The sequence below is a fragment of the Leuconostoc holzapfelii genome (assembly GCF_012396485.1).
Taxonomy (GTDB): Bacteria; Bacillota; Bacilli; order Lactobacillales; family Lactobacillaceae; genus Leuconostoc; species Leuconostoc holzapfelii.
Window position 1 is genome coordinate 13323 of the sequence record NZ_JAAXPO010000003.1, and the last position, 15347, is coordinate 28669.

At 45.7% G+C, this 15347-nt stretch carries 9 protein-coding genes; 8 read left to right on the forward strand and 1 reads right to left on the reverse strand.

The annotated features are described in order from the left end of the window. Positions 1 to 40 precede the first annotated feature (40 nt). From HF966_RS03005 to HF966_RS03025, 5 genes are read left to right on the forward strand one after another with little or no spacing between them, the layout of a single operon-like run. Positions 41 to 2254 carry an alpha-galactosidase gene (locus tag HF966_RS03005; protein ID WP_168676172.1) on the forward strand — a complete coding sequence of 738 codons (2214 nt, stop codon included), beginning with the start codon at positions 41 to 43 and terminating at the stop codon, positions 2252 to 2254. A 40-nt stretch (positions 2255 to 2294) separates the two neighbouring features. Next, positions 2295 to 3473: a galactokinase gene (locus tag HF966_RS03010; protein ID WP_168676174.1), complete on the forward strand. Its 1179-nt coding sequence runs from the start codon at positions 2295 to 2297 to the stop codon at positions 3471 to 3473. A gap of 9 nt (positions 3474 to 3482) precedes the next feature. Then, positions 3483 to 5003, forward strand: a complete 1521-nt coding sequence (locus tag HF966_RS03015) for a UDP-glucose--hexose-1-phosphate uridylyltransferase (RefSeq protein WP_168676176.1) — start codon at positions 3483 to 3485, stop codon at positions 5001 to 5003. Between the two features lie 13 nt (positions 5004 to 5016). Continuing rightward, on the forward strand, positions 5017 to 6051 hold the full coding sequence (locus HF966_RS03020; RefSeq protein ID WP_168676177.1) for an aldose epimerase family protein: 1035 nt from the start codon (positions 5017 to 5019) through the stop codon (positions 6049 to 6051). A gap of 24 nt (positions 6052 to 6075) precedes the next feature. Further along, on the forward strand, positions 6076 to 9144 hold the full coding sequence (locus HF966_RS03025) for a beta-galactosidase (RefSeq protein WP_168676179.1): 3069 nt from the start codon (positions 6076 to 6078) through the stop codon (positions 9142 to 9144). Between the two features lie 50 nt (positions 9145 to 9194). Here the strand turns inward: HF966_RS03025 and HF966_RS03030 are convergent, their stop codons facing one another. Continuing rightward, positions 9195 to 9770, reverse strand: a complete 576-nt coding sequence (locus HF966_RS03030; protein ID WP_168676180.1) for a recombinase family protein — start codon at positions 9768 to 9770, stop codon at positions 9195 to 9197. A gap of 351 nt (positions 9771 to 10121) precedes the next feature. Between HF966_RS03030 and HF966_RS03035 the strand changes: the two genes are divergently transcribed. From HF966_RS03035 to HF966_RS03045, 3 genes are read left to right on the forward strand one after another with little or no spacing between them, the layout of a single operon-like run. Next, positions 10122 to 12737 carry a vWA domain-containing protein gene (locus HF966_RS03035; RefSeq protein WP_168676182.1) on the forward strand — a complete coding sequence of 872 codons (2616 nt, stop codon included), beginning with the start codon at positions 10122 to 10124 and terminating at the stop codon, positions 12735 to 12737. Beyond that, entirely contained in the window at positions 12734 to 13822 is a 1089-nt protein-coding gene (locus HF966_RS03040) for a SpaA isopeptide-forming pilin-related protein (protein ID WP_168676184.1), read from the forward strand. Before HF966_RS03035 ends, HF966_RS03040 begins: the two co-directional genes overlap by 4 nt. Next, on the forward strand, positions 13812 to 15326 hold the full coding sequence (locus HF966_RS03045) for a SpaH/EbpB family LPXTG-anchored major pilin (protein ID WP_168676186.1): 1515 nt from the start codon (positions 13812 to 13814) through the stop codon (positions 15324 to 15326). The genes HF966_RS03040 and HF966_RS03045 overlap by 11 nt, the downstream gene beginning before the upstream one ends. Positions 15327 to 15347: the final 21 nt, after the last annotated feature.

The following is a 15347-nucleotide window of genomic DNA, read 5'->3' on the forward strand; positions in this document are numbered from 1 at the left end:
ATATGTTTGTAATTTAGTAAACGTTTCCTGGAGGTAGACGATGGCTAGTGCAAACATTTTTTTTGATGCTGAAAAAAAGGTTTTTCATCTGAACAACGCGTTGATTTCATATCTTTTCCAAGTCGAAACAGGAGACGTTTTAAGTCATCTCTATTTTGGCAAAGCGATTACAACTTATCATGATCAGCGCCGTTATCCACATTTAGATCGGGGTTTTTCCCCGAATTTAGCAGGCGAGCCAGGACAAGTCGATCGTGGTTTCTCAAAAGATACCTTACGACAAGAATTTTCTGGTTATGATACGGGCGATTTTCGGCAACCGGCTGTGATGATTCGCGCCGAAAATGGGGCTGAAGCGACTAATTTTCGTTACGTTGATTATGAGATTCAAGCAGGGAAACCAGACTTAACTGGCCTGCCACACGCCTATACGTTAACTTCAGATGAAGCAAAAACCTTGATTATTCGCTTGGTTGACGATGTCTTATCGGCTGAGTTGCAGTTGTTTTACACCATCTACGCTGATCGGCCTGTCATTGCGCGATCGGCCAAGCTGATAAACCAAGGTACACAAATTTTAACTGTGGAAAAGCTCGCTTCTGTGCAGTTAGATGTGATTGAAGACCAAGTGGCCGCAATAACGTTACCAGGCGCCCATTTGCGAGAGCGGCAAATGGAACGGCAAACCTTACGCCATGGCATCACCGAATTTGCTAGTCATCGGGGGACAAGTTCACATCACATGAATCCTTTTGTCGCCCTTGTCACACCAGAGACAACTGAAGAACATGGGCCGGCGATTGGTGTGCAGTTAGTTTATTCTGGTAACCACCAGTTTACGTTAGAGAAGGATTATATTGATCAAGTTCGAGTCCTTGCTGGTATTCATCCTCAAGGCTTTCATTGGCAATTAATGCCGGCGGAAACATTTCAAGCACCCGAGGCCCTGTTGGTCTATTCAGATCAAGGGCTAAATGGGATGTCCCAAGCCTACCACCATTTATTAAGAGAACGTGTTGCGCGCGGACGTTTCCAATATGCGCCCCGACCAATTGTGATTAATAACTGGGAAGCAACTTATTTTAACTTTGATGCGGAGAAACTTGATGCCATTTTGGCACAAGCAGCGCCATTAGGGATTGAAATGTTTGTATTAGACGATGGCTGGTTTGGTCACCGCGATTCAGACAACAGTTCACTTGGGGACTGGTATGAATACGCGGATAAGTTAAAACCAGATGGCTTGGTTGGCTTAGCACAACGTGTGCATGCGCAACACATGCAATTTGGATTATGGTTGGAACCAGAGATGATTTCCAAGGACTCCAAATGCTATCAAGCACACCCTGATTATGCCTTACAAGTCCCCGAACGTGCGATGACACCAAGCCGTGATCAATATGTGTTAGATTTTTCACGGCCGGAAGTCGTGGCAGCCATTTATGAACAAATTGCCAAAATTTTAGATGAGGTGCCGATTGATTACATTAAATGGGACATGAATCGTCACCTCACGGAAGTGTATTCATCGGTGTTTCCCCCTGAACAGCAAGGGGAGATTGCGCATCGTTATATGCTCGGGGTTTATCAGCTCGCTGAGCGTTTAACAACGACTTATCCTGATATTTTATTTGAAGGCTGTTCTGGCGGCGGTGGCCGCTTTGATGCGGGCATGCTGTATTATTTCCCGCAATCATGGGCGTCGGATAACACAGATCCGGTTGCACGATTAAAGATCCAATATGGCACATCATTAGCGTATCCAATTTCAAGTATGACTGCTCATGTATCGGCTTCACCAAACGAACAAACAGGTCGGGTGACGTCGTTAGCCATGCGCGGAGATGTCGCGATGGCCGGCGTTTTGGGCTATGAACTTGATCTCAGCCGCTTAGCGGAGGCCGAAAAAATGGCAATTCGTGCGCAAATTGATTTTTATAAGGCGCACCGTCACTTGATTCAGTATGGGGACTTTTATCGTATACAGTCCCCATTTGACCAAAACGAGGTGGCGTGGCAATTTGTGAGTGCAGACAGGACCGAAACGTTGTTGTACCAATATCGGATTTTGTCTGAGGGGCAACCAGCATTTCACACGATGAAATTAGGTCACTTAGCTGCAGATAAGACGTATGTCGATATGGCAACAGGTCAAGCTTTTGGCGGGGATGAATTGATGAATATGGGCTTTTATAACACACCAATTCAGCAGACGGACTTCACATCACGGGTGCGGTATTTTAAGCAAAAATAGTGTCGTAATGGGTCGTCAAACGTAAGGAAGGGAAAGAAAAATGACAACAATTTATGATGAACTGGCAACAGAATATGAAACGCAATTCCAATCACAGCCAACCGATCAATTCTTCTCACCAGGTCGTATTAATTTAATTGGTGAGCACACAGATTATAATGGTGGGCATGTGTTTCCGGCAGCGATCACCTTGGGAACTTATGGTGTTGCGGGCAAACGTTCAGATAAATTAGTGCGGTTGTATTCTTTGAATATGCCCGAAGCTGGGATCATCACTTTTGACATTAATGATGAGGCAAAATTACCGCACGGCTCATGGGGGAACTTTGTCAAAGGCGTTTTGCAAGCGCTCCGGGGGTATGGCAATCGGTTTGAAACAGGATTTGAACTAGTGATTTCTGGGAATATTCCCAATGGTTCAGGCCTGTCATCCTCGTCATCCTTAGAACTGTTGATTGGGGTGGTCGCCAAAAAGTTATATGACCTGAAAGTACCTAGATTACAACTGGTAGCGAGTGGCCAACGCGCTGAAAATGATTTTGTTGGCGTGAATACAGGCATTATGGATCAGTTTGCGATTGGGTTTGGCGAGGCGGATCATGCGATTTATTTAGATACGAACACGATGATGTATGAGATGATCCCAACACACTTAGGGGATCACGTGATTGTCATTATGAATACGAATAAGCGGCGTGAGCTAGCAGATTCCAAATATAATGAGCGTGTGCGCGAGACCCAGGCGGCAGTTGTTGATTTGCAACAACAGCTCAATATCCAATTCCTGGGTCAGCTCGATCGCAAAACCTTTGATCAACATGCCGCGTTGATTACAGATGAGACGGTTCGCCGTCGGGCGCGGCACGCCGTGTATGAAAATGAACGCACGCAAGAAGCGGTTAAAGCGCTACAGGCCAATGATTTAGTTGGTTTCGGTCAACTGATGAACGCCTCGCACCAATCACTTAAAGACGACTATGAAGTGACGGGGATTGAACTGGACACCTTAGCTGAAACGGCCCAACAGGTACCAGGTGTCCTGGGCGCACGGATGACGGGTGCTGGTTTTGGTGGGTGTGCCATTGCCTTAGTGCAACGCGATGCCGTGGCAACGCTGGAAAAAACAGTTGGCGCACGTTACGAAGCAGTGGTGGGCTACGCGCCCGCATTTTATACCGCAAATATCGGTAATGGTGCACACTGGGTCGGTGAAGTTTGAGGTGACGTCATGAATCAAAATGGTTTAATTGAGACATTTGTGCAACGGGTCATTGCGGCCACGGATTATACGGCCATGGACGAAACGTATTTAATCAATCAGGTGATTGGTTGGCTTGGGGAAACGCGCTACGAGATACCCAATGATTTAGCACCTTGGGAATCTGTGGACACGTTGACCTTATTAGACGCGCTTATCACGATTGCAGATGAAAATCAGTCGCTGGTCCGCCGTGAGATGAACGCAGATATGCTAGGCGCCCAATTAATGGCACTTTTTGTGCCACGCCCCTCAAAGGTTAATCAAATTTTTTGGGATAAGTATGCTGTCACTGCGCGTCAGGCTACGGATTACTTCTTTGATTTGTCATGTCGCAGTAATTACATCAAAACACGGGAAATCAAGCAAAATATGTCATTTCCCGCAACGACTAAGTACGGCACGTTACAAGTGACGATTAATTTATCGAAACCGGAAAAAGATCCTAAAAAGATTGCCGCAGCATTAAAGACGCAGACATCTTCGCACAATAATTATCCTGTCTCCCAGCTGGCCCATGAGAACGAGGGGTACTGGGGTCGCTTAGATTATCCAGCGCGCGCTAATCATCGTGTGGTGGCATTGACTTTAGGCGGGGAACCGTGGTTTTTCCAATATTCGCCGTATGCGTATTTCAACGAACACGCGATCATTTTTTCCAAAACGATTCGGCCGATGCGCGTAGATGCCGCGCATTTGGCCAAACTATTAGAATTTGTGACGCTATTTCCGGATTATTTCATCGGCTCAAATGCAGACTTGCCAATTGTTGGCGGCTCGATTCTGACCCACGATCATTTTCAGGCGGGGCGCTATGACTTGCCAATGGCGCAAGCCACGATTAAGACACCAATTGCGTTGCCAGGTAGTCCGCTGGCCGAAGCTGGCGTGTTAAATTGGCCGATGACGGTGATTCGCTTAGCTGATGCTGATCAGGCACGTTTATTACAAGCAGCAACGCAAGTCATGACGACTTGGGAAAACTACAGTGATCCGTCACTGGCTATTCGTGCGTATGATGAATCGGGTGTGCGGCATCATACTGTCACACCGATTGCACGTTTCCGCGATGGTCGGTATGAACTCGATCTCGTTTTGCGTGACAACAATGTGTCGGCGGACTTTCCCGATGGCATTTTCCATCCACACCCAGATGTTCAACATATTAAACAAGAAAATATTGGCTTAATTGAAGTCATGGGTTTGGCGATTTTACCCCCTAGATTAAAAAACGAACTGCACGAGGTAGCCGATTATCTATTGGGACGTGTCGATCATGTCGCACCAAAACATCAAACATGGGCTGACAGGCTCCGTGCACAAGCAACTGTTACACCGGATAATGTCATGGCGATTATCCAACATAGTGTGGGGCAAATCTTTGAACGGGTGCTAGAAGATGCCGGCGTCTATAAAGATGATGCTGCTGGCGAAGCCGGTTTGGCACGGTTCTTGGAAGCTGTCGCCCAAACACCAGATCAAAAAAATTGAAAGGGCAATCGTCATGGAAATTTTAACACAATCGTTTGGTGCGCAAGCAACCTGCTACACCTTAATCAATGATCAGGGGGTGGCGTTGCGGGTCACGGATTTCGGGGCACGCATTGTGAGTTTGCGGGTACCGCTGGCGACCGGTGAACGTGAGTTAGTACTCGGCTTTGATAGTGCAGCAGAATACCAACAAAAAGATACGTTTATTGGTGCTACCATTGGGCGTGTGGCTGGTCGGATCGCTGGCGCACGTTGGTCATATGATGGGGTCAACTATCAATTTGAGGCCAATGAAAATGATAATACCTTACACAGTGGTGTAATTGGGTTTGAACAACGCTACTGGCAAGCTACACCAGAAGTAACGCCAAATGACGTGCGCGTGGTCTTCACTTATGTTAGTACGGCTGGCGAAAATGGTTTTCCTGGTCAAGTGACCGCAAAAGTCACGTATGCTTTGGATAATGAGAATGTTTGGCGATTAACGTATGAAGCGGTGACCGATGCCCCAACGCTCTTTAATCCAACCAATCATGTTTACTTTAACTTAACAGGCGACCCGGCACAAAGTGTTGCCGCCCACCAACTCAAAGTTGCGGCTGACCATTTTGCGCCGATTGGTGATCAGAATTTAACGACTGGGGCAATGCAATCAGTCGCTGGCACCAGTTTTGATTTTCGGACGGCAAAACCGGTGCGTACAGCAATTGAGAGTACAGCCGACCAAAATCAACGGGTTGGGCATGGCCTTGATCATCCGTTTTTGCTACAAGACACACACGGTGCCCCACAAGCTGAGCTGTCAGCACCAGATGGCCTTATTCGGGTAGCCATGACGACAACGGCGCCAGCGGTGGTGGTCTTTACGGGTAATTTTGGAGATGATTACCATGTGCCAATGCGTCAATCCTATTTGAAAAATCATGGAGGCCTTACCTTAGAAACCCAAGCCGTACCAGGCGCTGAACGTTTTGCGCAATATGGTGACATTGTCCTGACACCGGCAACCCCCTATCACCAAGTCACCGCATTTAAGTTGGACTTTTAAAGTGGGTAATCCAAAGGAGAGCACATGACAACTTTACAAACGATATTGGCGCGTCGTGATTGGGAAAATCCAGTCGTGACCCAATGGCATCGCTTACCGAGTCATACGGAAATGACTTATGGACATCAAGTACAGTCACTAAATGGCACATGGCAATTTAACTATTTTACGCAACTAGATGCAATTGACGATACGTGGCGTGTGCAAGATTTACCGGATGCAACACCCATCACCGTACCAGGAAATTGGCAATTAGCCGGTGATTACGACGTCCCGTTGTATCGTAATGTAGCCTATCCGTTCCCCGTGACGCCACCTAGCGTGCCTGAAGAAAACCCAGTGGGTGCCTATTCAAAGACTATTCAAGTCGATGCGGCGTGGCTGGCTGAAGCAAAAGAGACCCATATTGTCTTTCATGGGGTAAGTTCAGCGTTTTATCTTTGGGTCAACGGGGCTTGGGTTGGGTACTCAGAAGATAGTCGCTTACCTGCCGAATTTGATTTAACGCCATATTTAGTGGCAGGGGAAAATCGCCTCGCCGTTTTGGTCCTGAAATGGAGTAAAGCCAGTTATTTTGAAGATCAAGATATGTGGCGGCTCTCGGGGATTTTTCGAGATGTTGAATTGCTCAACATGCCCAAGGTCCGTTTGTCAGACTTTAGGGTTGAGACCCAAGTTGCCGATGATTTGGATGATGCGATGGTCGAAGTGCACGCGGAAATTTCCGATGTGGTGAATCAGGCCTTACAAGTGCGGGCGACTTTGTCTTGGGATGGCTTAGAGGTCGCATCAGATGAAACAACATTTGGCAACGACTTAGTGGATGAACGTGGGGCGAATGCCCACGACGCCAGCTTGTCACTACTTATTCATCAACCAAAACTGTGGTCAGCTGAAGTACCACAGCGCTACGACTTAACGCTGACATTGTTTGATGATGAGACAGTTTATCATACGGAAATTAAAAAAATTGGCATTCGCCGTGTTGATATCAAGGATGGTCTATTACGCTTAAATAACCAGCCGTTGCTCATTCGCGGGGTGAATAAGCATGAATTCACCCCAGAAACGGGCTATTATGTTGATGAAGCGACGATGTTAAAAGACATCCGACTACTCAAAGAGCATAACTTCAATGCCGTGCGGTTGTCCCATTATCCTAATGACCGCCGTTGGTATGACTTGTGTGATCAGTACGGGCTGTATTTAGTCGATGAAGCCAATATCGAGACCCACGGCATGACGCCCATGAATCGACTAACCAATGATGCGACCTATTTGCCTTTGATGCTGGCGCGGGTGACACGTATGGTGCAGCGCGACTATAATCATCCTTCAGTGATTATTTGGTCACTAGGCAATGAGTCAGGTTACGGACACAACCATGATGCGATGTATCAATGGATAAAACAAGTGGATCCATCGCGCCCCGTACAATATGAGGGCGGCGGGGCCGATACCCCAGCCACTGACATTATTGCGCCGATGTATGCCCGTGTCGATCAAGACCAAGTGGCGCCGGTGAATTCAAAATGGGCGATTAAAAAATGGCTGAGTCAACCGGGCGAAACCCGACCACTGATTTTATGTGAGTATGCGCACAGTATGGGCAATAGTTTAGGGGGATTTGCGAAATACTGGGACGCTTTTGATCAGTATCCACGCTTGCAAGGTGGTTTTATCTGGGATTGGGTCGATCAAGGACTATTGAAAAATGAGACAACCGGCGAGGCTTTTTATGCCTATGGGGGCGATTTTGGCGATTATCCCAACGATCGGCAATTTAGCTTAGATGGTTTACTTTTCCCCGACCGGACGCCTAAGCCAGCCTTGCTAGAAGCGGCCTTTTGCCAGCAATTCTTTGGTTTTGCTTTTGTTCGGACGCCAACTGGTCGCATCAAAGGCTTACAAGTGACCAGTAAGTATCTGTTTAAAAGTGTCAATGATGCGGCTTTAAAAATAACTTGGCAAGTGAATGGGAAAATACAAGGATCGGAACACATGCCGTTAGACTTGGCCGCAGGAGAGACGCTGACTTTGCCTTTGACTCCACCTCAAGTTGCAGCAGGAGAGATACTTCTCAATCTGGACGTGATCCAGCTCACTCAAGATGGCATCATTCGACCACAGACCCGCTTGGCTTATCAGCAGTTTATGGTGCAAAATCAAGCGATTGCCACCTTACCACAAACTGAAAACGATGCGCGACCACCCGTTGTCACAAAGCTTGGTCAAGAGGTACGGATTACGGCTGGTCAGGAAGTATTTGTTTTTGATCAGCAAAGTGGCTGGTTAACCCAATGGTATCACGTCGGGATAGCTCAACTTTTGACGCCGTTAACAGATCACTTCACGCGGGCACCACTGGATAATGATATTGGTGTTAGTGAAGTCGGGCACATTGACCCTAACGCCTGGTATGAAAAATGGCGGGCGAGTGGGCTTGACCAGTTGCAGCCGTCTTTAGTCCATTTTGATGTTACGCCGGCTGGCCGAACAGTTGACATCTCAACTAAACATCGTTTCTTGTCCGCAATTGACCAACACTTGATGTTACAATCGGAGAAACGTTATCAAATCTCAGCACAAGGTACGTTGACGCTTGAGGTCAATGTCTGGCGCCAGGTAGCTGATCCGGCGCCAGCCCGGATCGGATTAATGGCCCAATTGGCAACAGTCCCTCAACAGGTGCAATATGACGGTCTTGGCCCAATGGAAAATTATCCAGATCGTCGCGCTGCGGCGGTACAGGGCCGTTGGACAGCGTCCTTAACAGATCTGTACACACCGTATATTTTTCCCAGTGAAAATGGATTGCGGACGGCAGTCACACGGCTTCGTTTTGGACAGCATGACATTCAAGGGTTGCAACCACTGGCCTTTAATTTATCTCAATACAGTCCGCAACAGCTGACGCACACGACACACCGTCACTTATTACAACCCGAGCCGGGAATATGGCTGAACTTAGATGGTTATCATATGGGTGTTGGTGGGGATGATTCGTGGTCACCGAGTGTGGCACCAGAATACTTACTCACTGCGGCGCAATACCATTATGGGTTGCAGTGGCAATGGCAAGAGTCGCATTAAAAGATGTGTTTTTATAACACATCTTTTTTTTTCTGATTAAAATAGGTAACTCATGCAGTTTGACTGGTTTGCCTAATTTTTTTGATACGCCTTTTTAAAGTTGAGAGACTGATCCCCGTTTTTTGGGCAATTTGTTGATATGAGAGACCATTTTCATGCAGTTGGCTAGCCGCTAAAATTTCCATATCGGAATAAGTCTCTTTACGCCCCTCGCGAAAGTGGGGGTTATGACGTCGGGCGTAAGCTTTGCCTTCTTGTGTCCGTGTCAAAATCAGATCGCGTTCAAACTGAGCAAAGGCTGAAAAAATGGTGAAGATCAGCTTGCCTGTTGGACTTTCATCTATTAGGCCTAAATTTAAAATGTGAATGGCCACACCTTGATCAAATAAATGTTGCATCACTTCTAGTGCCTCATGAGTATTTCTGGCGAACCGATCTAGTTTTGTCACCACAAGCATGTCGTGTGGTTGTAACGTTTTTAAAAGTTTTTCAAAAACCGGACGTTCGGTGGTTGTTCCGGTGTATTTTTCTTTGTAAATTTTGTCAACACCTGCTTGATTTAACTGCGCAACTTGGGCTTCGAGGTGTTGGCCTTCTGTGCTAACTCTAGCATAGCCGTATTTCATATTATCATTCCTTTATTTATTTGATAACTTTTCCAAGACGCAAAAAAGGTTCGCAACTCGAGAGATGCGAACCAGACACTTTGATAAAAGAATTATATCACAAAGTTAATTTAATTGCACATATAATAGTTATCTTGCATCATAATACGGAAAAAAAGGTAAAATTTTGGAATTTTTATTGTAGGGTTACATCTCTCGAGTTGTGGCACCAGAAATAACGGGGCTGACTTTGAAATAAAAGAACAAACGTTACTTAGGAGGGAGAGAAAGAAAATTTATATCATAAAAACGAGGCGAGCTAAAAAGCGGCGATACCGTAGTTTTTTTGTGTTATGGATGAGTGTGTTGTGTATGTGTTTGTTACCATTTGGACAATCTGTGACTGCCGCAAATATTTTGCCAACGTATCAAACGACGAACGCTGGCACCTCGCCGAGTCACGCTTGGACGATTCCAGGGCAACCGCAAGTGATTAATCATCAAGGTGGTTATGGTAGTGATGGGTGGGATAATGTGACGCAATGGGATGGCGCTCCAGACAATACGGAAAATTCCTATCTTAAATTTGGCGGCAATAATACCAATCAGTCCGATTATCAAATTCGCCAATATGCGCGTCAAACGGCGACACCCGGATTATTTGATGTTTTCCTGAATGTGAAGGGAAATAAACAAATGCAATCAAAACCGGTTGATGTTGTTTTAGTCACTGATATGTCCGGATCAATGAATGCAAGCAGTAATGGTGGATTCGACCGCGTTTCCGCCGTGCGAAACGGGATTAAGAATTTTATGAAATCCATCAATGAAGCAGGTATTGGTGACTATGTCAATGTCGGTTTCGTTGGTTTTGCGGGTCAAGATGGACCGAATATATCAGGTATTCGAACGGAAAATATTGATCGCATCAGTAATTCTAATCATGTTGATCGCATTAACCAGATACTTGCACAAGACTTTCAGAGTGGGACGTTTACCCAAAAAGGTTTGCGCGAAGGGCAGCGTATGTTGGCCAACGACCAAAGTTCAAATAAAAAGATGATGATTTTATTGACCGATGGTTGGCCCACCCAGTCTTACAAAGTGACCCAAGCACAAAAAAAAGACGGGCAAGTTATGGGCACAGCCTTCAGTCAAGAATGGGATTACCCAGGCATAAGTTCGCAATTTTGGCAATTTAACGGGAACCCGCCTTCATGGCAACAGCGATCACCTAAGTCATATTCCGTAGATGGGCAAGAAATTCGCGACACTTGGGCTGGGACATTAGGTGAAGCTTATCTCATACGTGGTGCTGGGACTAAACTACATGCTTTAGGCATTCAATTGGACAAAGATAGTGGTTACACAGATAACAATTCTGACACGTATTTAACAAAAACACAAGTGCATAATCGTATGGCTTTGATGGCCTCGCCAGGTCAGTATCAAGATGCAAATTCCGTTGAAGATGTGGAGAACTACTTAGTCGAGCAAGTCAAAGATGTTACGAGTGAGTTTTACACAGTTAAAAATGGGACGGTGCATAATCCGATTGGCGAACAATTTACCTATGCAGATGCTCAGCCAGAGGTAACAAGCGTCGGGAAAGAACCAGTTGGCACTTTACCGATTGTGACACGAGATGCGCAACAATTAGATGTTAAAGGCATTAGTTTAGGTAGAGACCAAGAGATCCAAGTTCATTACCAGGTTCACCTCAAAACAGAGGATCGTAATTTTCAACCTAACTTTTGGTACCAGGTGAGTGGAGAAACCACCTTTAAACCGACTGAAAAGAGTGGATCGGTGACATTCGGCGTCCCATCTGCCAAAGCTTCTGGCACCAAGTTTCAAGTGACAAAACAATGGATAGATGATATTGATCGGACAAAACGCCCTGACCAAATTCAGCTTGAAATTGGTCGAAAAGTGGCTGATCAGTTGACTGATTGGCGGGCGATTGGCCAATTAACCGCCGCTGATAATTGGCAAAAGATGTTTACAAAAGGCCTGCAGGACGGGCAATCAGTCTGGCTGCCCGCTTACAACAACCAAGGCCAAACATTTGATTACCAAGTGTTAAATGAGCAAACGGCAAGTTACGTGACAAAGGTTGAGCATCAAGATAATCAGGCAACCGTGATAAATTGCCAATATGGATTGTTGATTAATAAGGTTGTCGAAGGAACAACGTCGCCCGTAAAGGGCGCGAAATTTACCGTGTCATCTAAAGATGGTCATCAGGTGTTTACGGTTGAGTCAGGGCAATGTCAGCTTTTGACGCCGGGCGACTATACTATTCAAGAAAGCCAGGCACCACTTGGCTTTAAGGCAGATAGTGCGACATTCCATTTAACGCTCACTTCGGATGGCCAGTGGTTAAGTGACGGACAAGCTATTTCAGCCACTACGCCTGAACCCGATGGCGATGGCTTAAAGGATGGTTTTTCAATTGCCAAAACATTGTCACACAATGCCAGTCAGACTAACGTCGTTCAATTAACAAAGAACAATCAAGTCAAGCCATTCACATTGTTGGTTAAAAAGACTGATGCGCAAACAAGCTTGCCATTGGCGGGGGCACAGTTTGGGTTAAAGTCGCTTTCAGGTGATACCCTAATCCCGAACACAAATCGAGATGCGACAGAGTTTACCTTTACACATTTAATGCCAGGCAGTTATACGTTGACTGAACTGCAAGCGCCAAAAGGTTACTTTCGTGCTGAACCGGTCGTGATTACGGTCTCGCCAGATGGCCGAGCACAAGTGACTGGTGGGTCGAAACAATGGTCAACCACGTTAACAACCGATCAGGATGATAATCAAATAACACTGCAAGTACCGAATCGGAATCAAGCGATCTTTCCAAAAACTGGTGGCGCTGGCCAATTACCATACTTTATTGTGGCAGGCTGTTTGGTTAGTGTAGGGTTCTTACTAAGTTCTGTTTACCAGCAGGTGCAACGTAGGAGGCAAGGTAAATGATTAAAAAAATAGTTATTTTTTTAATGAGTCTTTGTCTATTTGGCATGATAGGGTATCAGATTAATCGGCCAGTTGTTGCGCAAAGTCCAGTAACAGCGGAAATTACGTTGCAGCATCAAGTTGTCATTGCAGATCTAACGGTCAATCAATCCAATCAACGGACGAGGTTTGACTTATACGATATGTCACAATTAGCAGCCAAACATCGCCAAGAAGACAACTATTTTCAAACACTTAAAACACAGTCCCAGACAATTCAGACGGTCATCCAATCCGAACACTTAGTGTTAGTTGACTCGCAAGAAACGAACGATTCAGGTCAGCTTGTTTTTCACGCGCCGCAAGCGGCGGATAGAACCTATCTGATTGTACAGCGACAGCCTGAGTACTTGACCCAAAATGGGCAAATTTATCAAGCATTGGCTGACCCTACGGTCATGAAAATGTCTGATTACCTCGGGGTGGGACAGCAAAGTACGATTCAAACAAAGGCCACGATTTTAAAGCGACAGCCGTATTTTTTTAAGTACGGGCGTACACAAAATCAAGGCGAAAAGCCCTTATCAGGCGTGATCTTTGTTCTTTATCAAATGCGACAAGGAAAAAAGTACTATCTTACGCAATCGGGCGATTGGTGTGTCACGCACACACCAAAGCAAGAGCAACGGGTAAAGAAAATTTTGTCAGATAATCAAGGCTTGGTCATGCTACATGATATTCAGTTACCAGCAGGACAATATTTTTTTGAAGAGGTTCAAACACAACCAAATTATCTCATATCACAAGCCGCACGCGCGATTGCGCTTGACGTGCCGGACTTGGGAGACGGGCACGTCCTACCAGCGATGCGGTTGAATGGCACGTCGCTATTGCAGACTGCAGCTGGTCAATTGCCAAATTCAGTGATGGCAACAGCACAACCGCGTGTTATGAATGAACAAAAACACCAACCAACACCAACGCAATTGCCAGAAACAGGGCAAGCCAAGGCGATGATGTCGCTGATTGGCTTGGTAATTTTAGTAATAAGCATGTTACTGTGCGCTGGGTTGTATAAAAAGAGAGGAATAAATCATGAAAAGTAGTATCTGGTCAAAATTGGCACACATTGGATTATTATTGCCAATTTTGATCGCCACAGTATTTAGTGCGATGCCGGTATTCGCCGATACAACGCCAAATACGGTAAACGTGACCCTACATAAACGGGTATTTGACACCGGACAAGTCCCAGCCGCCAAGGAGAATTCTGGGGTGGTTGACAATGATTTTGGTGGCGCACCTTTAGCAAATGTGACCTTCACAGCGTATGATGTGACAGCTCAGTATTTGCGTCTGCGTCAAGCAGGTCAAACAGCACAAAATGCTGTGGCAACAGTGCAACATGATGCACTGACAGCAGTGCCAAGCTATGCTACGAAATTGTCAGACGGTACAACGGGCAATGATGGGAATGTGACTTTTGCGAATTTAGCCGCTAAAGATGGGGATAAAGACAAGGTCTATTTGTTCTTAGAAACGAATTCGCCAACAAACATTACTCAACGAGCAACACCAATTGTTTTAGCTTTGCCAGTCTATCAACCAGGATCAGATTCACAAGTGAACACAGATATTCACGTCTATCCTAAAAATGAACAAACAAACGCCATTTCAAAGGATTTGACCACACAAAGTAAGTCAGATTTGACAGTGAAGTTAGCCGATGGCACATCAGTTTATAATGCCACAATTGGTCAAACATTTAGTTATCAATTGCAAGTGGCTGTGCCTTGGAATATTCATGACAAAGCAACATTTAACGTCGTGGATACCCCTAATTTAGGGATTGATGACGCGGCAAGCACAGTTAAAATCAACGGTCTGGAGCAAGGAACTGATTATCAAATCGTGGCCACAGACGCAACGACAACAAATGGTAAAGGGTTTAAAATCACCTTCAATACAGAATCAGCCAATGTGCAAGCCACTGCCGGAAAACAGCTTAATATCACTTATGATGCAGTATTGACAAAGGCGGCAGTGGTTGATAAAGGCTTGAACAACACGGCAACACTCACAATCGGAAATGGCTCAGCAATTACAACAACGCCAGTTACCGGACCAGAAATCTATACTGGTGGTGCATCATTTGTCAAAGTTGATAAGCAAAGTCAGGCAAAGCTTGCTGGGGCGGTCTTCCAATTGGTCAAGTTGGACAGCCAAGGCAATATCGTATCATACGCTAACCAAGCTGCTGACGGATCATATCAGTGGGGGACAAGTGCCAACAAGGCAACTGCCTTTACGACTGATTCACAAGGCATGCTTAAATTGCAAGGTTTGACATATTCTGCAAAATTGCCAAATAATCAACGCTATGCCTTGCTTGAAACGCAAGCGCCAACAGGTTATGCGCGATTAGCAAAGCCAGTAGCATTCAATGTGACGAAAGGAAGCTATGCTAACGATCAAACAATTAGTATTGAAAACACCAAGAAAGGCTTGTTGCCAGCTACTGGTGGCGCAGGTATTTACGTCTTCTTAGGTCTTGGGTTGGTCCTCATGGCTGGCGCAGCTTGGTGGTACAAAAAGCATCAAGTCGCTTAAATTATTGATCACGTCACCTGC

Bases quoted from the DNA above. Each gene is read 5' to 3' on its own strand.
- HF966_RS03045 (WP_168676186.1), top strand. From the start codon at position 13,812: ATGAAAAGTAGTATCTGGTCAAAATTGGCACACATTGGATTATTATTG.
- HF966_RS03005 (WP_168676172.1), top strand. From the start codon at position 41: ATGGCTAGTGCAAACATTTTTTTTGATGCTGAAAAAAAGGTTTTTCAT.
- HF966_RS03030 (WP_168676180.1), bottom strand. From the start codon at position 9,770: ATGAAATACGGCTATGCTAGAGTTAGCACAGAAGGCCAACACCTCGAA.
- HF966_RS03015 (WP_168676176.1), top strand. From the start codon at position 3,483: ATGAATCAAAATGGTTTAATTGAGACATTTGTGCAACGGGTCATTGCG.
- HF966_RS03020 (WP_168676177.1), top strand. From the start codon at position 5,017: ATGGAAATTTTAACACAATCGTTTGGTGCGCAAGCAACCTGCTACACC.
- HF966_RS03035 (WP_168676182.1), top strand. From the start codon at position 10,122: ATGTGTTTGTTACCATTTGGACAATCTGTGACTGCCGCAAATATTTTG.
- HF966_RS03040 (WP_168676184.1), top strand. From the start codon at position 12,734: ATGATTAAAAAAATAGTTATTTTTTTAATGAGTCTTTGTCTATTTGGC.
- HF966_RS03010 (WP_168676174.1), top strand. From the start codon at position 2,295: ATGACAACAATTTATGATGAACTGGCAACAGAATATGAAACGCAATTC.
- HF966_RS03025 (WP_168676179.1), top strand. From the start codon at position 6,076: ATGACAACTTTACAAACGATATTGGCGCGTCGTGATTGGGAAAATCCA.